Consider the following 21177-nt stretch of genomic DNA (forward strand, 5'->3'; position numbering starts at 1 on the left):
CGTCGGGCTGACCAGCCAGGCTAGGCTATGCCCGACGTGTCGTCGCCACCGTGGAGATTCCCGTGAAGCTCTCGATCCTGATGCCGGTCTTCAACGAGGAAGAACGCATCGCGGATGCCCTCAAGCAGGCATTGGCGGTGGACTATCCCTGCGAGATCGAGCTTGTCGTCGTCGACGACGGGAGCCGGGACGGCACCGGCGAGGTCCTCGGTCGCGCCGACGACGCACGCCTCCGGGTCATCACCCACCAGCGCAACGCCGGTAAGGGTGCCGCCATCAAGACGGCCGTCGACAGCGCGGAGGGCGACTACATGGTCATCCTCGACGCCGACCTGGAGTACGACCCGCAGGACATACCCAAGCTGCTCGACCCGGTGCTCGACGGGCGCGCCACGGTCGTCTACGGCAATCGCACCTTCGGCAGCCACAGCGCCTACAGCTTCTGGTACGTGATGGGCAACAAGGGCGTCACGATGGCGGCCAACGTGCTGTTCAACTCGTACATCGGTGACCTGGAGACCTGCTTCAAGCTGATGCCGGTGGCGCTCTACCGGTCGCTCGAGGTGCGCTCGCGCGGCTTCGGCATGGAGGCCGAGGTGACCGGCAAGCTGCTGCGCCGCCGGATCCGGCCGTACGAAGTGCCGATCAGCTACCGGGCACGTGGCCGGGAAGAGGGCAAGAAGATCACCTGGAAGGACGGCGTCGAGGCGATCTGGATCCTCGGTCGCGAGCGCGCACGTCGCCGTCCCGCCACCTCATCCGCGCGTTGAGCCCAGGAACGCGCTGATCGACAGCCGCAGACCGGCGGCGTCCAGGCCGTGCCACCGGGTGTGGTCGGCCGGGCTGCCGTACCGTCGCAGGTCCGTCTGACCCACTCCGAGCGCGAGCAGCCGGTGCGGCAGGTCCGCCATCGCCCGGCAGACGACGGCGCTCGACGTGCCCGCCAGGTACGGCTCGACGAGCACCACCTCGGTCCCGGCGAGCGCCCGTAGCCCTGCGGTGTCGAACGGCCGGGGCGTGTGGGTGTACGCGACGGTCACGTCCATCGCCTCGGTCGCCGCCAACGTGGCGTCGAGCATCGGCCCGACGGCCACCACAAGTGGCGCGTTGATCCCGCCCTGCCGCAGCACCCGTAGCCGGCCCGCGTCCGGGTGCGCCTCGGCGTTGCGCTGCTCACTGAGTCGCAGGTAGACCCGGTCGTCACTTGTCGCGGCGTGCCGGAGCAGCGGCGCGACCTCGTCCGGGTGGCCGGGCACCCGCACCGTCCAGCCGTCGCCGAGAGAGTCGAAGAGCGCCACGTCCCCGGGTGACTGGTGGGTCCGACCCTCCGCCGACCCGTCGTACGACGCGCCGATGCTCACCAGGACCGCGCCCACGCCCTGATGGCCGAGATCCAACTTGATCTGCTCGTACGCCCGGTCCACCAGGAACGTCGCGTACGAGTGCACGATCGGGCGCAGGCCGGTCAGGGCGAGCCCACCGGCCACACCGATCATCAGTTGTTCCCGGATACCGACGTTGAGCACCCGGTCCGGGTGCCGTCGACTCGCCGGAGCGAACTGCCTGGCCGAGATGTCGGCCACGACAAGTGCGGTACGCGGGTCCTCGTCGAGAAGCGCCGTGGTGCTGTCGGTGAAGGCGGCACGCATGGCGGTCATCCCTCGCTCTCGATGCGGGCGACCACCAGGTGTGGCCGCCGTGGGCGGTGCCCGGTCAGCGCCCGGTGCAGGGCGGTGTGGTCCCGGCCGTCGACGGTGTCGGCGGTCCAGCCGTTGACAGTGAAACGGCTGGCGATGCCACCGGACCAGCCGTGGGTGGCCGAGGAGTTGTCGACCACGACCGCGGTGAGGCTCTCCAGGCCGGTCGCCCCGGCGTACGCGATCGCCTCGTGGTTGGATCCCTCGTCCAGTTCGGCGTCGCCGAGCAGCACGTACACCCGGGGTGTGAGCAGCCCCTGGGCCCGCAGGCCGAGGGCGGTGCCGACGGCCAGTCCGAGCCCGTGACCGAGCGAACCGGAGCCGATCTCGACCCCGGGCACCAGCCGCCGGTCCGGGTGGTGGCCGAGCCGGCTGTCCGGCCCGGCCAGGTCGTCGAGCCAGGCGTCCGGGATGAAGCCGTGCGCGGCGAGCACCGCGTAGTAGGCGGCCGGCCCGTGGCCCTTGGAGAGCAGGAACCGGTCCCGCTCCGGGTCGTCGACGGTGTCGGGGGTGACCCGCAGCACCCGGTCGTAGAGCACCTGGAGCACGTCGATGGTGGAGTGCGCGCTCGGTGCGTGTTTCTCGTCGCCGGTCAGTCGTCGGATCAGCCCGGGGAGCCGGGACCCCGTGTCGGTGCGCAGTGTGGTGGTCATGCCACTACTGTGTGACTTGAAGTGCACTTCAACTCAAGGACCTGGTGATGCAGGATCTACTGACGATCGGCGAGCTGTCCGCCCGCTCCGGCGTGGCACCGTCGGCGCTGCGCTACTACGAGCGACTCGGGCTGATCCGCGCCGACCGTACCGGCGGCAACCAGCGCCGGTACGCCCGCGCCGAGCTGCGCCGGGTCGCCTTCATCCGCATCGCCCAGCAGGTCGGCGTCTCGCTCGACGAGATCCGGGCGGCGTTGGAGTCGCTCCCCGAGGCCCGCACGCCCAGCCCGCAGGACTGGGCGCGGCTCTCCGCGACCTGGCGTGCCCGGTTAAACGAGAAGATCCGGCTGCTCACCAACCTCCGCGACGACCTGGACGGCTGCATCGGCTGTGGCTGCCTGTCCCTGCAACGCTGCACGCTCAACAACCCGGGTGACGCGCTGGCCGGCGAGGGGCCGGGCGCGCGCCTGATGCTGCCCCGGCCGACGGACGACACGCTCGTCTGACTGTCGGCGCGCTCGGCCGGCGGCCCGCCCTCTCACCCGCGCGTGAGCAGCACCTTGCCGAAGTGGTCGTTCGACTCGACGAGCCGGTGCGCCGTCGGCGCCTCGCTCATCGGCACCCGCCGGTCCACGATCGGCCGCACCGTGCCGGCCTCGATCAACGGCCACACCTCGTCCCGTACGCCCTGGACGATCTCCGCCTTCTCGGCGATCGGCCGGGAGCGGAGCGACGTCGCAGCGACACTCGCCCGCTTGGTCAGCAGCGCGCCGAGATCCAACTCGGCCTTCCGCCCACCCTGCATCCCGATCACCACCAGACGGCCGCCGGTGCCCAGCGCGGAGACGTTCCGGCCCAGGTAGGACGCGCCCATGATGTCCAGGATGACGTCCGCGCCCCGACCGTCGGTGGCCCGTCGGACCTCCTCGACGAAGTCCTGCTCCCGGTAGTCGATCGTGAGGGACGCGCCCAGCTCACGTAGCCGGGAGTGCTTGGCCTCCCGGGCGGTGGTCAGGACCGTCGCGCCGAGGGCCGCCCCGAACTGGACCGCGAAGGTGCCGATCCCACTGCCCCCGCCGTGCACCAGCAGCGTGTCACCCGCGCCGAGCCGACCCACCTGGATCAGGTTCGACCAGACCGTGCAGGCCACTTCCGGCAGCGCCCCGGCGTCCACCGGGTCGCAGGCCGGCACCGGCAGCAACTGCCCGGCCGGGACCGCGACCCGCTCGGCGTACCCCCCGCCGGCCAGCAGCGCGCACACCTGCTGGCCGACCGCCCACCCGGCGACCTCCGACCCGACCTCGGTGATCACCCCGGAGCACTCCAACCCGGGGTACGCGGGTGCGCCCGGCGGCGGCGGGTAGTGCCCCTGCCGTTGCAGCAGGTCGGCGCGGTTGACCCCGCTGGCCCGCACATCCACGATCACCTCGTCGGGGCCCGGCTCGGGGTCGGGCACCTCGGCCCACACCAGCGCGTCGGGTCCACCGGGCTCGGGAATGGTGATGGCTCGCATGGGCCCAGTCTTCCCGATCTCGTCGGCTGTCGCAGGCGCACCCGGCAGCCCACAGTGGACAGCCCGAATGGCCTGGTCGCCGCGTTCGGGGAGGGACGCCGGGCCGTCCGACGGGAGCCGTGGCAGACTATGCGTGGCCGTACGCCCGCGGGTGGCGGCCCAGGAGGGTTCGCCTAGTGGCCGATGGCGCTGGTCTTGAAAACCGGTAAGGCAGCGATGTCTTCGTGGGTTCGAATCCCACACCCTCCGCCCTCTGGACAGCAAAAACGCCCCCTGACCAGCGCGAACGCTGGCGGGGGGCGCTTCTGCGAATGGCGAGTCAGTCTCACTTCGTCCCGTTCGGGGCCGCCGCGTCTCACTCGTCGTGGCAAATGGGCGGCAAAGTTTCGTCGGCCGGTCGACCGCTCTCCTGCTGGTCGGGAGTGGCTAGCGCCGCCTCGATCCGCTTCCGTGCCGCCTCGTCCTGACCAGATGCACGAGGCGTAGACCTTGAGCAGGACGTGCACGCTGTGCCCTGCCCACTCGGCGACCTGGGTAGCCGGTACACCAGCGTTCAGCCAGAGCGACACCGCAGCCGCCGAGCTGAATCTTGGCGCTACCGCCGATGCCGATGGTTATAAGCCAGCCATGTGCTCGCCCTCTGCGCTTTCTTAGCCGCCCTCTCCACGGAGTGCGATGCGTGCTGCGACGAGCTGCGAATGTACGGCCTCGGCCGACATGTTCCACTTCTCACTGCCCATTCTGCGCGGAATCGTGAATGCTGCCCCGCTCACTCGATCTCCACTAATAAGACCACCTCGGACTAGAAATGGCTGAAACTGTTGTGGTTGAGGTGGCACGAGCGCTGCGAGCAAATGACGGTCCTTATGGGCTACAACACGAATATCAAGGCCCTCGATGGCGGGTACTACTCGGTGCTTGACTACTTCCGTGTATGAGTCGACATTCAGGGAGCCAGGAGTGCAGCCATGGCACGCGGAAATCGTATCCTGCCCCCCGCTGTCCTTGCGTGTTGAGAGACCAACAACCAGCAAGCCTCCAGTTTCAGAGTTCGCAAAAGCTGCAAGATCAAGTGCGAGCTCATGTTTTTGGCGATCATTTTCGAGTCCGTATCCCTTCTGCTTCACCTCAAGCCACTGCGACTCCGGTTGACCAAGCAAGGCGTCAGGCATGCCGGATACCACGAGCGCAAATGCGCCGGCAGGTGAGCTTGGTGTGATTGCGTCGTTGGCGATCAGGTTTTCGAATATGCGGCTAAGTGCGATAAGTTGACCAACTCTGTTGTCATTCGGGAAGGTCGCCCTGAAGTCCAGCCAGGGTGGTTCGTCGCCAACGCCTCCGTGGTACGCAATCTCTAGCAGTTTGCCGCCATGGGATTTCAGAAGAGGTTCGATCGCTGTGAGCGATTTCGCCCTGTCAGTCGACGCCGGATACTGGTATTGCGGGTCAAAGATCAAGCCCCACTTTTCCCAATACGCGAAGGTGTCATACCGGGTCGAAAAGGGCCGCCAAGCGTTCGGCTGATCGTATTCAGATTGGACCGTCAGGCTGACCTCCCCTTGTGGAGCGTAGGAGAGGGTTTGGTTGATCTCGGCGAATGCCTCGGCAAGATCGCTCATCACAATATCCTTGGCAGCGTCAAATCCGCACTCGAACTCGTGATTTTTCTTGTTGAACGGTTCAATAACGCCATGTGGGGTAACCAGCGCATTGTCTGAGCTACTCCATGTCACGGATCTAGTCACTGCTTTACAGTGCAGTGCGGCCGGCAGGAGCGCAATAAGTAGGCGGAGGGTCTAGGGCGACTACCGCCCTCGTCGCGCCAGCCCTCGCCGGATCGGTCAGGCGTTCTTGGTGGGTCGGGAGTCGCTTTCGCATCCTGAACCACCTCCAGGCCGCCTCGTCTCGACCGTTGATGGATAAGGCGTAGACCTTGAGCAGGACGTGCGCGGCCCGGTGCACCCGCCCTGCGCCGGTGCGCCATTAGCGGGCCATTACGCGCGGCCGGGCCAGGTCACTCCAGGCTACGAGAACGGTTGCCGGGCTGGTAACAGTGCTGACTGCGAGCTGATCTTGTACGGTTCCTAAGCTGACAGTGCGGGTCCGCAGAGCCGCCAGGGTAGATCTCTGCTGCTCCGCAGGCCGTTTCGGCAAATCAGCGGCATCCGGCCAAGCAGGATGACCGTTCGTGCTGGTCAAGCGGCTACGAGCGACGCCGAGCGTAATCCGCTCGGCTTCCCGGAAGTCGGGGTGTCCTGTGTTCAGGGATGCCCCGATATCACTGAACGCGAGTCGATCATCTGCGTCGAGGCTGCGCGGCGGGCGGCGCGGGCATCGACGGGTGCCTCATTGCGGCGTACGGTCGGGGTACACGATGTACCCGACACGGCGAGGTGCCTCATGGCGGATCAGCAACTCACTCCCGGCCAGCGCGTCGAGCGGCTTCGTCGAGCCGCCGGCCTGTCTCGCGAACAGCTCGCCGGCCTTGCCGGACTGTCGCCAACCACCATCAAGTTCGTGGAGAACGGGCGTCGGAGCTTGACGCTGCGGGCCGCCCAGCAGGTCGCTCCGCACCTCGGCGTACGTGACCTTGGTGATTTGTTCGGGCCGCAGGTGACCCTCTCCCTCGATGGCCGACCCAGCCACCCCGCGATCGGCGATGTCCGTCGGGCGTTGACCTCCTGGCACATCTCCGTCTCTGGTGAGCCGGAATCCCCCGACTATCTGCGCGGCGCTGTCGACTCCGCGTGGCAGACCTGGCACACCTCTCGGCATCAGCGCACCGAGGTCAGCGTCATCCTGCCCGGGCTGCTCGAAGCCACTCAGCGAGCGGCCCGGCTGCATACCGGCGACGACCGGCGTGACAGCCTCGCTCTGCTCGCCCAGGCGCATCACCTCGCGCAGGCTTACCTTGCCTGGCACGGTGACCGCGAGCTGTGTTGGCTGACCGTCGACCGCGGTATGGCAGCGGCCCTCGACGCTGACGACCCCCTCGCCATCGCCCAGTCCACCTGGTACGCGGCGCACCTGCTGCGCGCCGTCGGCCGGGGCGACGAGGCGTTGGAGCGTCTGCGGGAGGCTCGCGGCCTGATCGAGCCCCGAGTCGCCGATGGTGGCAGCGAGTGGGCCGAGATGCTGGCCGACCTGCATCTGTGTATGGCACTGACGCGGGCTCGTACCGGCGACCAGGGCGCCTGGTCCGACTGGGATACCGCCCGTCGAGTGGTGGAGCAGGCCCTACCGACCGGTTTCGTCGGTCTTCGTACCCGGGTGTCGCGGCCGTTGGTCGACGTGTACGCGGTCATGTGCGCGGTCGACCTGGGCGATCCTGACGAGGCGCAACGGCGGGCGCACTCGCTCGACCCGGCGTCGATCCCGTCGACTGAACGGCGGGGCCGGCACTACGTGGAGTTGGCTCGCTCTGCCGACCTGGAAGGGGCACCGGAGGCGACGCTTCACCTTTTGGGCCTCGCGGAGTCCACCTCTCCCGAGACGGTCCGATACTCACCAGCGGCTCAGGAGTTGGCGGGCCGGCTGTCCAGGGAGGCGCCGGCCGCCATCCGCGCCGAGGCGATCCAACTGGAGAGCAGGATCGCGGTGCCAGAGCTGTAGGGGTACCTCCTGTCGCTGGGTACGCCGCGTACCCTGCACGCCCCCCATCGCTGCCTAGCGTGTTCCCACGATCGCAGTAAGTGTGCGGCTATCGCCTCCGGTTGGGGCGCTAGCCGCCGCGAGACGGGAGGGCGCAGCAATGATCTGGCCGTTCAACCTGCTCCGTCGGCAAGCTAGGCGACTGGCGGCTTCCGTACCGCTCGGTGCTACCGGCCCGGCGATCCAACGCGCGGAGCAGGAAGCTGCCCGGGACCGGTTGTTGGCTCAAGCTCGGCGTCACTCCGCCGGCAATCGCGACGGCGGTACTGGTCGATGATGGGCGAGGTCCCCACCACTGTCAGAGCGGCCGTGGATGCCCGATCAGTGCAGTGCCAACGGGCTGCCGCCGTCTTGGCGAGCCGCCTCGCCGACCAACACATCCCGCGTCGGCCCGAGTGGACATGTCGTAGTTGCGAGCAGGACACGCCGTGGCCCTGCGCTCCCGCCCGAGTGCGGCTGTCCGAGGCGTACGGCGGTGACCGGGTTGGCCTGTCCATGTACCTGGGCAGTTTGCACGTGGTGGCGGTGACCGAATTGCCCGCCGTCCCTGCGGCCGAACTGTTCGAGCGCTTTGTACGGTGGGCGCGTTGAGCGCCCCGGTCACTCCGGCGGGTCTGCGGCCCGCCGGTCCTCGCGGATCGTCTCTTCGGCCAGTCGCTCGACCGCGCGTCGGCGTTCCCGGGCGAGCGACTGCTCGTCCGGCTTGCGGAGCGCGGTGACGACGGCGACCAGGAAGTCGCGCCAGATGTTCAAGAATTTCCCCCGTGGACGTCGCGGCGATGATCATATCCGCGCGGGCGACTCCGGACAGTGCCCCAACCGGTCGTCGGCAGCCCCGGAACGGGGTAAGAAGGGGCTGATATCTCCGCACACCGGAAGGACGCGTTCTGATGACCCTGGAACGACCGATCGCCCCGGACCCGTACGAGCTGCTGCCGACGTTGCCCTCGTTCACGCTGACGAGTGACGACGTGCAGAACGGTGAGCCGATGGACGCCCGGCACGCGCATGGCAGCACCGGGGGTGACAACGTCTCGCCGCAGCTCACCTGGTCGGATTTCCCCGCCGAGACGAAGAGCTTCGCGGTGACCTGTTACGACCCCGACGCACCGACCGGCAGCGGTTTCTGGCACTGGGTGCTCGTGAACGTGCCGGTCGAGGTCACGCAGTTGCCGAGCGGTGCCGGTGGCGCGGCCGGCACGGACCTCGGTGGGGCGTTCTCGGTCCGCAACGACTACGGCGAGCAGGGTTACGGCGGGGCGGCTCCGCCGCCCGGCGACCGCCCGCACCGGTACGTCTTCGCGGTACACGCGGTGGACGTCGACCGGCTGGACCTCACCCCGGACGCCAGCCCCGCCTACGTCGGCTTCAACCTCACGTTCCACACCCTGGCCCGAGCGGTGATCCGCCCGACCTACCAGATCAAGGAGTGATCCGTACCCCGCGATCTTGCGCTTGACCATGAGGGTGAGTGCAAGATCGCGGGGTGGTCGGGTCAGGACGGGACGCGGGCCACGGCGAAGACCGACTGGCCGAACGGGGGGCGGACGAGCTGCTCGGCGGCCTTGGTGGCGGGCAGGACGACGGTGTCGTACACCTTGACCATCGGGCCCTCCTTCGGCATCAGCCGGAAGACCTTGGTCGCCATGAAGTAGCCGATCAGCCCCAGCGCGTTGGCGTAGTGCATCTTCTCGACGGTCAGGCCGGCCTCGGTCATCGCCGCGTGCAGGGTCTTCTTCGTGTAGCGGCGCACGTGCCCGGTGGCGATGTCGGCCGGGCCCATCGCGAACTGGAACGCCGGCACGATGATGACCACGGCACCGCCGGGTCGGACCAGGTCGCGCATGCTGCTCAGCGCGCCCACGTGGTCCTCGATGTGCTCCAGGACGTTGTACGAGACCGCGGCGCTGTAGTCGCCCCGGTCGTTGTGCGGCAGCAGCATCTGCCGGACGTCGATGTTCGGCCGGTCGGCGAGGCGCTCCTTGAGCTGCACCAGCCGGTCCGGGTCGGCCTCGGTCGCGGTGAACCGGGGCAGCAGCTCGGACCACTCCAGCGCGTAGTCACCGAGGCCGCTGCCGATCTCGATCGGGTCGTCGCCGAGGTACGGCACGGCCAGCTCGATGAACCAGCGACGGTGGTTGACAGCGGTCGCCAGGCCTTCCAACACCTCGGACTGAACGCGCTGATCCCCAGTGATTTCTGCCATGCGTCGATTCCTCACGATATGAACTCGACCCGTGCCTGGACCGACAGAGTGAATCATCCGCTGGGACGGCAGAAGAATCGGGGCATCGGGGGTGGCCGAATTGTGGTCGGGGGTAGGTTCGTGATCGGCGGTCGGCGAACCCGGCACATAGTACGGCAGTACCCCGAAACATGTCACGGCAGCGCCATGCCCTGACTACCCTGTGAATTGTCATGACTACTCCTGAGCCGGATCCGCCCAGCGGCAGCGACGGTCCGGCTGTCGCGCCGTCGGCGCAGGAGGAGCAGGGTCGTGTTCAGTCTTCCCGTTGGGGGAAGTGGGCCGATCTGGTTGCCGTGTCGAGCTTCGTGGTTGTCGGCCTGTGGGTTACCGCTCGCCTCTGGTTGGACCCGGGCAGTGGCGTACGGGACAACCGGTCCGATCAGTCGCAGTTCGAATGGATGATGGCGCACGGTGCGCGAGTCGTCACACAGTTTGCGTATCCGTTCCATTCCAATCAGATGAACGTCCCGGACGGCGTCAATCTGATGGCTAATACGTCCGTATTATCCATTTCGTTGCCACTGACGCCCGTCACCCTGCTCCTGGGGCCGAGAGTGGCGTTCCTGGTCTTTCTCACCGCCGGCATGATTGCCACCGCCACCGCCTGGTATTTCGTGCTCTCCCGGGTCCTGATCGGCAGCCGCGGGCCGGCGTGGCTGGGTGGTGGCTTCTGCGCGTTCGCGCCGGCCATGGTGTCGCACGCCAACGGGCACCCGAACATCGTGTCGCAGTTCGTCGTCCCGTTGATCATCTGGCGGACCCTGCGGCTCGGCGAACCGGGCCGCTGGCTGCGCAACGGGGTGCTCCTCGCGCTCGTGATCGTCTGGCAGGCGTTCCTCAACCTGGAGATCCTGCTGATGACCGCGATCGGGCTCGGCGTGGTCGTCGGCGTGCTCGCCCTCGGTCGTGCCGAGCTACGCTCGCGGGCCCGGTCCTTCCTCGCCGGCCTCGCCGTCGCCGCCGGCGTCGCCGCGCTGCTGCTGGCGTACCCCCTGTACGTGCAGTTCTTCGGACCGGACGCGTACTCCGGGCTGTCCCGGCTGATCCGCGGCTACTCAAGCGACCTGGCGTCGTTCGTCGCGTACTCCCGGGAGTCACTCGCCGGTAGCCCGCGCACCGCCGCGGGCCTGGCCAAGAACCCGACCGAGGAGAACAGCTTCTTCGGCTGGGCGTTGGTGGTGCTGGTGGTCGCCCTGGTCTGGTGGTTGCGGCGCTCGGTCGTGGTGCTCGCGCTGGCGGCGCTCGGGCTGCTCTTCGCGGTGCTCTCGCTGGGCCGGGAGGTCCGCTTCGACAACCGGGGTACGGGGGTGCCGGGCCCCTGGGCGGCGCTGGAGAACCTGCCGATCCTGCACTCGGTGGTGCCGACCCGGTGGGCGTTGGCGATCACCCCGATCATCGGGTTGCTCCTCGCCTACGGCGCCGAACGTGCCCGCGAACTGGCCGGCTCCCACCCGGGCGCCAGGGGGCAGGTCCGTTTCGTCACCGCGACAGTGCTCACGATGGCCCTGTTGCCGATCGTCCCCACTCCGCTGCCCGTGGCCCACCTCGATCCGGTCCCCACCTTCGTGACGAGTGGGGCCTGGCGTCCGTACGTGGCAGGTGGGCGCAGCGTGGTGACCCTGCCGTTGCCGGACACCACGTACGCCGAGCCGCTGCGGTGGGCGGCGGAGACCCGGCTGGACATGCCGCTGGCCCGTGGCTACTTCCTCGGTCCGGACACCCGCCCGAGCGCCGATCCCCCGCGCGTCGCGTTGTTCGGTGCGCCGCCCCGGCCCACCAGCAGCTTCTTCGCCACCATCAGGCGTACCGGGGCCGTGCCGCCGATCACCCCGCAGGCGCGGGTCCGCGCTGTCGACGACCTGCGCTTCTGGCGGGCGGGGGTGGTCATCCTCGGGCCGCACGAGCACGAGACCGCGTTGCGTCGGGGGATGACCGAGCTGACCGGGATCCAGCCGGTCCTGACCGGGGGTGTGTGGGTGTGGGACGTCCGGTCGTTCACCGACTGAGCCGACGAAGCTCTAACGGACGCAGCAGCCCTGGCAGACCTTCGGGCGGGGCAGGGTGAAGGCCAGGCAGCAGGTGCGCCGCTGCACGCTCGGCTCACCCGTCGGCCCCGGCACCAGCTCGACCAGGTCGGCCAGGTCGAGCGCGCCGAGCAGCGTGTCGATGCTCTGCACCGTCGAGCCGGGCAGGCCGTCGGCGGCCCGCAGGATGCCGTGCGCGATGCCGGAGGCGACCGAGCCGAGCAGCGTCCGGGTGCCCACCCGGACCTCCGACTGGATCGCCGTGATGAGCGGTGCGAGGTGCGCGTCGAGCAGTGCGGCGCGCAGCGCGGCCAGCAGCTCCGCCTCGTCGGCGACGACCCGCACCTCCGGCAGGCCGGCGAGCGCCAACGGGTCGTTGGGCAGCACCGCGACGGTGGTCCCGCGACGCAGGCCCATGGTGAGCAACGGCCGGTGGTCCTCGAAGTGGATCAGCACGTCGGACGGATCGACAAGCGGCACCCGTCGGGCGGAGGCCCAGCCGAGCACGACCGGCAGCGACGTCCAGTAGCTGTACGACTTCCAGGCAAGCGCCGCGCACGCGTGCGGGGTGCCACCCCAGCGGACGGCGGCGCCGCGCAGCAACTCCGGCAGCCGACTGCCGTCGATCAGGGTGGTGGCCGGCGCCCAGCCGAACTCGTCGTCGACCACCAGGCCCCGGGCGAGCCCGGGAACGTCGTCGGTGCCGAACATGGCCCGGAGCGCCGCGGTGACGGGGGCGAGCGGCGTGGTGACGGCATCGCGCCTCGGCATCACCGCTGTCACCTGAGTCATCCCCCGTCCGCGTGACCGGGAACGTACCCCGGCGGACGGCCAGCGCCGTCCTGAGCTAAGGCTAGCCTAACCAGAGTCGCAGGTCTAAGGGAAGCCTCACCTTGGTCTGACCGGGGAGGCCCAGGTCACCGGCTATCGGTGCGCGGGCGCTCCGCGTTCCGCCTACTACCCGCCGTGAGTGCCGAGAAACAGCGCCGCACGATTGACGGTGGTCGGTGGATTGTCAAGCAGTGTGTCGAAAAGATGCCACTTGCGTGTGTGCTCACGCACAGAACGTGAAACTTAATACCCCGGCCGCGAGGAAGCTGATGACGACCTCACCCCTCGAACGGGCTGCCGACTCCTTCGCGGCCGAACTCGCCAGGCAACGGACCGGGCGCGGGCTGTCCAAGAAACAACTGGCCGTCCTCATGGGGTTCGACCCGTCGTACGTGAGCCACGTCGAAGGGCGCCGGCACCGCCCCACCGAGGACTTCGCCCGCCGGGCCGAGGCGGTCCTGGAGGCCAACGGCGCGATCTGGCAGCGCTTCCGGGAGTACGACGACCTGCGGCACGCCCGCGCCGGCCAGCCGCACCGCGAGCAGCACCTGCCCGGACAGTGGCTGCCGCCCGGCACCGGCCTCGTCGTGGAACGGGAACTCGCCACCCTCACCCACACCGACGAGGGTTACCGCTGCATGATCCACCGTGAGCTGTACAACGCCGGGACCGAGCCGGTTACCCGTTACCTGATCCGGGTCGCCGTCGACCGCTACCCGAACGATCCCGGCCGCTCCAACCGGCACCACCGCGAGCACCAACTCACCTTCGCCGAGCTGCAACTACAGGGCCGCCGAGACGACGGCAGCGGCGACCCGGAGCCGATGCACTGGCGGGCCAAACACGACCGGGACGCGTTCAAGGAAATCTGGCTGCTCTTCGAGAACGGGGAACGGCGCTTCCCGCTCTATCCGGGCGACCGGGCCACCATCGAGTACGCGTACAGCGTCGGGCACGAGAAGTGGGGCCCCTGGTTCCAGCGGGCCGTCCGGCTACCCACCCGACAACTCGCCGTACGGCTGGACCTGCCCGTGGCGCTCGACCCGCAGGTCTGGGGCGAGGAAACCTCGCTCTCCGCGGAGGAGGGCCCGCTGCGGACGGCACCGCAGCGCCACGACGAGGGTGACCGGGCGATCTACGAGTGGCAGACCGACGACCCGCCGCTGAACGCCCGCTACCGGATGCAGTGGCGCTTTCGCGCCCGACCGGAAACCGAACCGGACAACGCGCCCGGCGCTGTCCGGGTGCGACCCAGCGACCGCATGCGCGGCCTCGGCATCGTGCAGCGCGGCGACGACCTGCTCCGTCAGCGCGTCCGCCCGTTCGACCTGCCGGCGGAGGAGCAGGTCGCGCGCGACCTGGTCGACCGGCTCACCACGACGCTGGCCCGACTCGACGAACTGCACCCGTTCAGCAAGGGGGTGGGCGTCGCCGCCCCGCAACTCGGCATCGGCCGGGCGGCTGCCGTGGTGCGGCCCCCCGACCGGTCGGCGGAACCGGTAGTGCTGCTCAACCCCCGAGTCGTCGACGCCGACCCGGACACCGACGAGCAGTACGAGGGCTGCCTGTCTTTCTTCGATCACCGAGGTCTGGTGCCCCGGCCGCTGCGGCTGGACGTGGAGCACGCCCAGTGGGACGGCAGCCGGATCATCACCTCGTTCGAGTTCGGCATGGCTCGGCTCGTCGCGCACGAGATCGACCACCTGGAGGGCCGGCTCTACGTCGACCGGATGGCACCCGGCGTGCCGCTGGTGCCGGTCGAGGAATACCGCGAGACCGGCCACCCCTGGCGCTACTGACAGGCGAGGGACCGGGGCGCGTGCCCCAGGGGGCAGGGGCACGCGCCCCGGTGTGGGGGGAGGAACGTCTAGAGGTCACCGAAGGTGTCGTAGCGGATGTGCGGCGGCGGCACCTCGTCCGCGGCGAGCACCCGCAGCGTGGACCGGACCATCCGGGCCGAGCCGGAGACGTAGCAGTCGTGCCCGGTCCACGGGCCGTACCGGGCCACCACCTCCGGGATGTCGCCCAGCTCACCGTCGAAGTCCGGCTCGTCGCTGCACGCCGCGGTGACCGACAACCAGGGGTGTGCGGCGACCAACTCCTGCAACCCGGCCAGGCCGTACAGGTCCGCCGCCTGCCGGGCACCGTAGAAGACATGCACCCACCGGGTGCGGTTGAAGGTGGTCAACTCCTCGACCAGCGCCTTGATCGGTGCCAGGCCGACCCCGCCGGCCACGCAGAGGATGTCCCGTTCCGAGGAGCGGTCCAGGGTCATCGACCCCATCGGCGCCGCCAGGCGGAGCAGGTCACCCGGGCGCACCCGACGCACCAGCGCACCGGACACCCAACCGGCTCCCGGCGACCGGACGTGGAACTCCAGCACGTTGTCGTCGTTCGGCGCGTTCGCCACCGAGTAGTTCCGCCACTCCCGGGGGCGGTGGCGCGGCACCTCCAGGCTGACGTACTGCCCAGCCTGCCAACGCAGTGGATGCTGCAACGCCTGGCAGGTCAACACGGCGGTGTCCGGGCCGTAGCGCTTGTGGGTCAGCACCTCGGCGTGCCAGAACGGCGGGCCGTCGTCGTCCGCCGCCCCGGCCACCATCAGGGCGGCGACCGCCTCGTACGCCTCCCGCCACGCCTGGTCGTACTCCAGGTTCCAGCCTTCGCCGGCGACGCGGCGCAGCGCGTCCAGCAGCGCCGTGCCCATCGTCGCGTAGTGCCGATCGTCGACGTGGTACTTCCGGTGGTCGCGACCCAGCGACCGCAGGAACTCGGCGAAGCTCTCCGGGTCGTCGACCGTGTGGATCGCCGTGATGATCGCTTCCAGCAGCCGGTCGCCCTGGCCGGTCATCTGCACCGGGAAGAGGTGCCGCAGGGCGGGGTCGAGCAGGAACATCCGCGCGTAGAAGTGCCCGGTCAGGCGGGCCCGATCGTCCTCGACCAAGGTCCAGCTCTCCTTCAGCAACCGTGCCAGGTTGTCCACGGGGCGCTCCTCCTCCAGTCGGCAGCGGATCGGGCGCCCATAGAATCTCCACGGAGAGTGTCGACTGGTCGCACAGAATGTGCGATCGGCTCATGCTGGCCGGTCGGCCGTGCCACCGACGTCGCCCGTCGGGCAGAGTGGTGCGGTGACCGTTGAGCTGACCCGCCCGGTGTCCCGCCGCCTGCTGGGCACCGAAACGCTGCTGGTCCTCGGCCTGTCCCTCGGCCAGTCGGCGGTCTACGCCGTGGTCTCGATCATCGCGAAGCTGACCGCCGAGGGTCCGCTCTCCAAACAGACCGCCTCGCTGAACACGTCGGCATCGCCCCGGCCCTGGCTGGACCTCACCTACCAGCTCCTCGGCATCGTTTTCGCGCTGCTACCGGTGCTGCTCGCCGTACACCTGCTCAGCCGTGACCCCGGCGACCCGGCGCGGACCCTCGGCGTGGACGCCCGGCGGCCCGGCCAGGACCTGGCCCGCGGCGCCGGTCTGGCCGCGCTGATCGGCCTGCCCGGACTGGCCCTGTTCTTCGTCGCGGCCCAGCTCGGCCTCAACGCCACGCTGGTGCCGGCCGCGCTGCCGCCGGTCTGGTGGGCGGTCCCGGTGCTGATCCTCGCCGCCGTGCAGAACGCCGTGCTGGAAGAGGTGATCGTGGTCGGCTACCTGGTCACCCGGCTGCGCCAGCTCCAGTGGCGGCTCGCCGCGATCATCGCGGCCAGTGCGCTGCTGCGCGGCTCGTACCACCTCTACCAGGGCTTTGGCGCGTTCGTCGGCAACGCGGTGATGGGCGTGATCTTCAGCCTCTTCTACCTGCGTACCCGGCGGGTGCTGCCGCTGATCATCGCCCACACCCTGCTCGACGTGGTCGCCTTCGTCGGCTACGCGTCGCTGCCCAAGGAATGGTTCGACTGGCTCTGACGGGTCAGCGCCGGTAGGCGGCCACCGTCCGAGCGGCGAGCCGGTCGGCCGCCGCCGCGTCACCAAGCGCCGCCGCCAGCACCGCCGCGCCCGGCAGCAGCCGGGCCACCAGCCGCAACGCCACCCAACCGCCGGCCTGCGCGGTGAGCGGCGCGGCCAACCGCCAGGCCGCCTCCGCCGCCCGAGGCCAGGCGCCCTCGACCGGATCACCCGCCGTCTGCGCCGCAGTCAGGGCCTCCCGCGCGCTCGCCGAATCCGGGTGTACCTGGGTCAGCACCAGCAGCTCGACGGCCCGGTCGAAATGCGCCGGGTCCTTGCCGTACACCGCCGCCAGGTGCAACACGAGGTTCGCCTGCGTCCACAACACCGAGGCCAACTCGGCCAGCGGCGCGAAGAAACCAGCAAGCGCCGCGGTCGCCCCACCCGCGCCCGCCGCCCGCACGTACCGCCGGGTCACCAGCCGGGCCAGACCGTCCGCCGGAGCGTCCGGATACCTGTCGCGCAGCCGCGCGGCCCAGTCGGCCGCGCCGGGCCCGAGCGACCGCACCGCCGCCAGCGCCAACAACTCGGGCGCGAAGCCCGGGTGATCGAGCACGCGCGCGGCGACCGCCCGCAGCTCCGATTCCGGGGTACGCCCCAGAGCCGGCGCCGTGTTGCTGACCTGCGCTCCTACCGCAACGGGCTGCGGTGCCGGGGCGATTTCCGTGGCCCGGCGCGGGGTCGCCGCGTCCTTGGCCGGGGAGGCAGTGCGCCTGGCCGGGGTGGTGGCTTGCGTGGTCGGGTTGGCCGCCTTCTCAGCAGGAGCGGCCTTCTTGGTCGCGGCGGCTTTCCTGGTCGGCGCGGTCGTGCTGGCCGGGGTCGACGCCTGGCTGGTCGGGCTGGCCGGGGTCGGTGTCTGGCTGGTCGGGCTGTCCGTCGTGCTGGTCGCAGCGGGCACGGCCGGGGCTGTGGCTGACGACTTCGTGGCCTTCCGGGCGGTGGCCTTCGGGGCGGTGGCCTTCCGGGGGGTGCTACGGGCCGTCGGCGTGCGTGCCGACTTCGCGGCGGAGGGTTGCCGGCCGCCTGCGGGTCGGTCGGGCTGGTCGGCGGCCGGTGCGGACTCCTCGGGCGGGCCGGTTCGGTTGGCTGCGGGCCTGGGCTCCGTCGGCGGGCCGGCCTGGTCTGCGGCGGTTGTGGCTTCCCTGGGTGGGTCGGCCTGGTCAGTGGCGAGTGCGGCTTTCTCGGGTGGGCCGGCCTGGTCAGTGGCGAGTGCGGCTTTCTCGGGTGGGCCGGCCAGGTCTGCGGCGGGTGCGGCCTTTACCGGCGAGCCGGCCTGGTCCGCGGCAGGTCGGGCCTTCTCCGGGCCGGCCAGGTCTGGGGCGGGTGCGGCGTCCTCGGGTGCGGCGTCCTCGGGTGGGGCGCTCGGTGCGGGGGACGAGCGGACCGGCTGCCGAGGCAGGGGGCGGTCCGGCTCCGGAGGCTGGAAGATCACCGCCGGGGCGGGCTTGGCCCGTCGCGGACGCGGGCTCGCCGGAGCGGCTGCCGGCGGTGGCACCGTCTCCCCGGGCTGCTCGGCGGCGGTCGGCGGTGTGAAGGTGGGCCGCGGGGAGCGCCGGCGCGCTCTTTCAGCAGGCTCTCGACGGGTCGACTCGCTGGGCGGCTGCTCCTGCATATCGATGGAGCGTAGTCCGGATCACGCCGCCGCACAGCGCTGAAACACGGGGGCGGGCGGCCCTGGTGGGCGTACCCCGGAAGTCGTTTTGCTCCCGGCGGGTCGCGACCTGTATTCTCGGGCGCGGTGGTCTGCGGATCACCGGGGAGACTTCGCCTAGTCTGGTCTATGGCGCCGCACTGCTAATGCGGTTGGGGTCTTAAAGCCCCTCCCGGGTTCGAATCCCGGAGTCTCCGCGCGAAAGCCGGGTGTGTAGACTGGCTGAGCACGAGCGCCCGTAGCTCAATGGATAGAGCATCTGACTACGGATCAGAAGGTTAGGGGTTCGAGTCCCTTCGGGCGCACAGAGCAAGGAAAGCCCCCGACCAGCCAAAACGGCAAGGTCGGGGGTTCTTTCATGTCCGCCGGAATCAGGCTTCGAGCGGCGGTGGGAATGCCCAAGGACTTCCGACACCACATGCGGCGGGGTGCCCTGGGCGAGCATGAGCGATGCCCCAGAATGCCGAAGTTCGAGTCCGCAGGGACTTGAGCCGCAGGCACTGGATTCTTGCTGTAGTCGAGCGAGAGGAGCCCCTCGGCACGCGCGAATCATGGTGCTGAGCTTCGCTAGCCTCGGCACGTGATCTCCTACCGCGCTACCGCCCCCGCGGACCTCGACCGCGTGACTCCGTGGATCGTGACCGAGCCCGTTGGGTGGATCCCCGCCGACCGTTACCTGGCCGAACTGGCCGACGACATGTACCGGCCGGAATGGACATGGATCGCCGAGCACGACGGCGAGGTCGTGGGACGGGCATTGTGGTGGGGGCCGAAGGGCAGCCCGCATCCGGTCGCGCTCGACTGCCTCGACGTGGATCCAGCCGTGGGCGACCGTGCCGCCGTCGCCGCCGAGCTGATCAGGGCCGCGCTGGCCGGGTTCCCGGAGCCGGTGCAGTACATGATCAAGGTCGCCGGTGGCTGGCGTGACGATCCGGCCACCTTGGCGGCCGTGGAGTGGCGGCGGGCGGCGGCGCATGCGGCGGGCCTCACCCGGGAGGTGGAGCGGCTGCAGTTCGAGTGGGAACCCGCCGACGGGGTGCCCCCCGCGGCCGGCAGGCTGCGGTTCACCGAGGCCTCCGACGAGGAGTTCCTCGCGGTGTTCAGGAGAATCGCCGAGGGCAGCCTGGATGCCCAGACACGTGCGAACCTGGCCGCCAAGGGCGTGGACGCGACCGCGCGCGAAGACATGGACTTCTATCTGAGGGCGCCGGGCAAGCGGGAGTGGTGGCGGATCGCCTACACGCGCGAGGGCGAGGTGGCGGGCATGGCGATTCCCTCCGCGACTCCGTACAACGTGAACGTGGGCTATCTCGGGGTGGTGCCGGAGTTCCGCGGGCGCGGCTACGTGGACGAGGTGCTCGCCGAGATCACCCGCCTTCACGCGACCAACGGGGAATCGCGCATCACCGCCACCACCGACATGGGCAACGCGCCCATGGCGGCCGCTTTCGGTCGCGCCGGATACCGCAACACGGAGATCCGGATCAACCTTTCCAACGACGTCCAGCCCTAGACGAGGAAAGGCCGGTGCCGACAGTGCAACGCACGAGCTCGGACGGCCTCGCCGAAGCTACGGATCAGATGCTCTGGCTTGGCAGCCATACATGGGAGCCATCGGGGCGAACGGAGCCGGACGAGCCCGGACCGATCCAACTGCCGAGCGAGCGGCGACCGGGGATGCGCGGACGTTGCCGAACGGCTGCGGAGTGCCTATCGGGACCGGCGGCGTCGGTAGGTCATGATCGCGAGGGCGACCGCGGTGCCGGTGGCAGCGAGGATCGGTAACGGTTTCGTGCGCACCGAGCTTCCGATATTGGTAGTCGCGGCACGGGCGGAGCTGACCAGGGTCGACTCGGCCTTGCCGGTGGTCTGCGCGCCGGCTTTCGCCGAGTCGCGTACCGCCGTGGTGGCCTGTTGGGCTTTCTGAACGACCGGCTTGGTGCGCTGGGAGGCCTTCTGGGTCACTGTGTGCGCCAGCTGGGTCACTCTGGTCTTCGCCGGCTGGGCGGCCTGGGTGATCCGTTGTCGGAGTCCGCCGACGGCGGAGGTCGTTTTGGTGCGTGCCCGGGTCTTGACGTCGGTCTTGGCGGTCAGTGCGGCTACGGTTTCGCCGAGGTCGGCGCGTGTCTGCTGGATGTCGCGTCGGGTCTGGTCCGGGTTGCTGCTTCCGGATGGCGTGCTCATGGCTGCCTCCGACTCGCTGCGCTACGGATCGTCTCGGCGTCGGCCAGCACACTGTCCCTGGTCGCTGTGGGTGTGACGGGCATGGCCTTGCTGACCTGCTTCTTACCGCGTTGGGCCGCGATCGCGGCGGCGATGGCAAGGATCACCGTGACGATAAGGGCGGCCACGGCGTCGGGCATGATCGCAGCCAGGGCTAGCACGATCGTGGCAACGGCGGTCGCGCCGGCGAAGAGCCCGAGCATGGCACCGCCGCCGAGCAGTCCCGCGCCGACGCCCGCGCGCTTGCCCTTCGCGGTCATCTCCGCCCGCGCCATCGTCAACTCGTCGCGCACCAGCCGGGTGATCTGCTCACTGGCGCGCTGCACCAACTCAGCGACCGGCGTGTCAGCAGACGCAGCACCGGCGCCGCCGCTGGATTGTTCTGGCATCAGTACTCTCAATCCTTTCGCACAGGGGAGTGGCTCGGGGCGCTGCCCGGGGTCACCGGTGCTGCGCCGCGGGCATGCTCACAGGCCCCTGAGGCGAGGCGTCGATGCGCCCGCCGAGCCGCGGAGCAGCGCTTTCGTCGAGCTGGCCGGCGGCGTCACCCGTCGAGAAGCCGCCATCATGGCGGCCACGTCGCAGCGTGAGCGTGCCCGCCGCTCCGGCAACCGCCCCAGCCGCGAAGGCAAGGATGAGCGCTTGCCGCGCGGTGGACTTCCTCTTGCGTGCCATCGCTGCCCTCTGAATCCAACGTGTCTGCATAGTCCTGATTGTCGGACTCGGCGGTCGAGGTCATGCATCTAAT

The 21177-nt window shown here is 69.7% G+C and carries 20 protein-coding genes, 3 tRNA genes and 1 pseudogene; 11 read left to right on the forward strand and 13 right to left on the reverse strand.

Annotated elements, in window-relative coordinates; genetic code table 11:
• The first annotated feature begins 62 nt into the window (after positions 1–62).
• Positions 63–770, forward strand: coding sequence for a glycosyltransferase family 2 protein (locus AB0F61_RS14595; protein ID WP_357808846.1), 708 nt, complete (start codon positions 63–65; stop codon positions 768–770).
• Here AB0F61_RS14595 and AB0F61_RS14600 read toward each other — a convergent pair.
• Together AB0F61_RS14600 and AB0F61_RS14605 are read right to left on the reverse strand one after the other, a co-directional pair.
• Positions 756–1649, reverse strand: a complete 894-nt coding sequence (locus tag AB0F61_RS14600) for a transketolase (protein ID WP_357808997.1) — start codon at positions 1647–1649, stop codon at positions 756–758. The two genes, AB0F61_RS14595 and AB0F61_RS14600, sit on opposite strands and share 15 nt — an antisense overlap.
• Positions 1650–1654: 5 nt before the next feature.
• On the reverse strand, positions 1655–2350 hold the full coding sequence (locus tag AB0F61_RS14605; RefSeq protein ID WP_357808849.1) for a transketolase: 696 nt from the start codon (positions 2348–2350) through the stop codon (positions 1655–1657).
• A gap of 47 nt (positions 2351–2397) precedes the next feature.
• On the opposite strand from AB0F61_RS14605, the gene soxR reads away from it, so the two are divergent.
• Positions 2398–2856, forward strand: a complete 459-nt coding sequence (gene soxR, locus AB0F61_RS14610) for a redox-sensitive transcriptional activator SoxR (protein WP_357808852.1) — start codon at positions 2398–2400, stop codon at positions 2854–2856.
• 32 nt (positions 2857–2888) lie between these two features.
• On the opposite strand, the gene AB0F61_RS14615 is transcribed toward soxR, so the two are convergent.
• Positions 2889–3863, reverse strand: a complete 975-nt coding sequence (locus AB0F61_RS14615) for an NAD(P)H-quinone oxidoreductase (RefSeq protein ID WP_357808855.1) — start codon at positions 3861–3863, stop codon at positions 2889–2891.
• A 162-nt stretch (positions 3864–4025) separates the two neighbouring features.
• On the opposite strand from AB0F61_RS14615, the gene AB0F61_RS14620 reads away from it, so the two are divergent.
• A tRNA-Ser gene (locus AB0F61_RS14620) sits at positions 4026–4112 on the forward strand.
• Between the two features lie 106 nt (positions 4113–4218).
• Here the strand turns inward: AB0F61_RS14620 and AB0F61_RS14625 are convergent.
• Together AB0F61_RS14625 and AB0F61_RS14630 are read right to left on the reverse strand one after the other, a co-directional pair.
• Positions 4219–4438, reverse strand: a pseudogene (locus AB0F61_RS14625) (integrase); the annotation flags it as partial.
• 75 nt (positions 4439–4513) lie between these two features.
• Complete coding sequence (locus AB0F61_RS14630) at positions 4514–5596, reverse strand: hypothetical protein (protein WP_357808858.1); 1083 nt, start codon at positions 5594–5596, stop codon at positions 4514–4516.
• Between the two features lie 667 nt (positions 5597–6263).
• Here AB0F61_RS14630 and AB0F61_RS14635 point away from each other — a divergent pair.
• Complete coding sequence (locus tag AB0F61_RS14635) at positions 6264–7475, forward strand: helix-turn-helix transcriptional regulator (protein WP_357808861.1); 1212 nt, start codon at positions 6264–6266, stop codon at positions 7473–7475.
• A 639-nt stretch (positions 7476–8114) separates the two neighbouring features.
• On the opposite strand, the gene AB0F61_RS14640 is transcribed toward AB0F61_RS14635, so the two are convergent.
• On the reverse strand, positions 8115–8267 hold the full coding sequence (locus AB0F61_RS14640; protein ID WP_357808864.1) for a hypothetical protein: 153 nt from the start codon (positions 8265–8267) through the stop codon (positions 8115–8117).
• 137 nt (positions 8268–8404) lie between these two features.
• On the opposite strand from AB0F61_RS14640, the gene AB0F61_RS14645 reads away from it, so the two are divergent.
• On the forward strand, positions 8405–8947 hold the full coding sequence (locus tag AB0F61_RS14645; RefSeq protein ID WP_357808867.1) for a YbhB/YbcL family Raf kinase inhibitor-like protein: 543 nt from the start codon (positions 8405–8407) through the stop codon (positions 8945–8947).
• 62 nt (positions 8948–9009) lie between these two features.
• On the opposite strand, the gene AB0F61_RS14650 is transcribed toward AB0F61_RS14645, so the two are convergent.
• Entirely contained in the window at positions 9010–9720 is a 711-nt protein-coding gene (locus AB0F61_RS14650) for a class I SAM-dependent methyltransferase (protein ID WP_357808870.1), read from the reverse strand.
• A 212-nt stretch (positions 9721–9932) separates the two neighbouring features.
• Between AB0F61_RS14650 and AB0F61_RS14655 the strand changes: the two genes are divergently transcribed.
• Positions 9933–11768, forward strand: coding sequence for a hypothetical protein (locus AB0F61_RS14655; protein WP_357808873.1), 1836 nt, complete (start codon positions 9933–9935; stop codon positions 11766–11768).
• 12 nt (positions 11769–11780) lie between these two features.
• On the opposite strand, the gene AB0F61_RS14660 is transcribed toward AB0F61_RS14655, so the two are convergent.
• Positions 11781–12557, reverse strand: coding sequence for an IucA/IucC family C-terminal-domain containing protein (locus AB0F61_RS14660; RefSeq protein ID WP_357809000.1), 777 nt, complete (start codon positions 12555–12557; stop codon positions 11781–11783).
• 329 nt (positions 12558–12886) lie between these two features.
• Here AB0F61_RS14660 and AB0F61_RS14665 point away from each other — a divergent pair, with 329 nt between their 5' ends.
• The gene (locus AB0F61_RS14665; RefSeq protein WP_357808876.1) at positions 12887–14416 is read left to right on the forward strand and encodes a peptide deformylase; all 1530 of its coding nucleotides are present in this window, start codon (positions 12887–12889) and stop codon (positions 14414–14416) included.
• A 68-nt stretch (positions 14417–14484) separates the two neighbouring features.
• Here the strand turns inward: AB0F61_RS14665 and AB0F61_RS14670 are convergent, their stop codons facing one another.
• Positions 14485–15600: a globin domain-containing protein gene (locus tag AB0F61_RS14670; RefSeq protein ID WP_357808879.1), complete on the reverse strand. Its 1116-nt coding sequence runs from the start codon at positions 15598–15600 to the stop codon at positions 14485–14487.
• A 145-nt stretch (positions 15601–15745) separates the two neighbouring features.
• Here AB0F61_RS14670 and AB0F61_RS14675 point away from each other — a divergent pair, with 145 nt between their 5' ends.
• A complete protein-coding gene (locus tag AB0F61_RS14675) occupies positions 15746–16516 on the forward strand; it encodes a CPBP family intramembrane glutamic endopeptidase (protein ID WP_357808883.1) in 771 nt (256 codons plus the stop codon).
• Between the two features lie 4 nt (positions 16517–16520).
• On the opposite strand, the gene AB0F61_RS14680 is transcribed toward AB0F61_RS14675, so the two are convergent.
• Positions 16521–18167 (reverse strand): hypothetical protein, encoded by a 1647-nt coding sequence (locus AB0F61_RS14680; RefSeq protein ID WP_357808886.1) that lies wholly within the window; start codon positions 18165–18167, stop codon positions 16521–16523.
• Between the two features lie 145 nt (positions 18168–18312).
• Between AB0F61_RS14680 and AB0F61_RS14685 the strand changes: the two genes are divergently transcribed.
• From AB0F61_RS14685 to AB0F61_RS14695, 3 genes are all read left to right on the forward strand, one after another.
• Positions 18313–18403, forward strand: a tRNA-Ser gene (locus tag AB0F61_RS14685).
• A gap of 35 nt (positions 18404–18438) precedes the next feature.
• A tRNA-Arg gene (locus AB0F61_RS14690) sits at positions 18439–18511 on the forward strand.
• Between the two features lie 275 nt (positions 18512–18786).
• A complete protein-coding gene (locus tag AB0F61_RS14695) occupies positions 18787–19719 on the forward strand; it encodes a GNAT family N-acetyltransferase (RefSeq protein WP_357808889.1) in 933 nt (310 codons plus the stop codon).
• A gap of 197 nt (positions 19720–19916) precedes the next feature.
• Here AB0F61_RS14695 and AB0F61_RS14700 read toward each other — a convergent pair whose 3' ends face one another.
• From AB0F61_RS14700 to AB0F61_RS14710, 3 genes are read right to left on the reverse strand one after another with little or no spacing between them, the layout of a single operon-like run.
• On the reverse strand, positions 19917–20390 hold the full coding sequence (locus AB0F61_RS14700) for a DUF3618 domain-containing protein (RefSeq protein ID WP_357808892.1): 474 nt from the start codon (positions 20388–20390) through the stop codon (positions 19917–19919).
• The gene (locus AB0F61_RS14705; protein WP_357808895.1) at positions 20387–20818 is read right to left on the reverse strand and encodes a phage holin family protein; all 432 of its coding nucleotides are present in this window, start codon (positions 20816–20818) and stop codon (positions 20387–20389) included. The genes AB0F61_RS14700 and AB0F61_RS14705 overlap by 4 nt, the downstream gene beginning before the upstream one ends.
• Positions 20819–20870: 52 nt before the next feature.
• Positions 20871–21104, reverse strand: coding sequence for a hypothetical protein (locus AB0F61_RS14710; protein ID WP_357808898.1), 234 nt, complete (start codon positions 21102–21104; stop codon positions 20871–20873).
• Between the last annotated feature and the right edge of the window lie 73 nt (positions 21105–21177).

The organism is Micromonospora sp. NPDC023888, from assembly GCF_040639415.1.
Taxonomy (GTDB): Bacteria; Actinomycetota; Actinomycetes; order Mycobacteriales; family Micromonosporaceae; genus Micromonospora.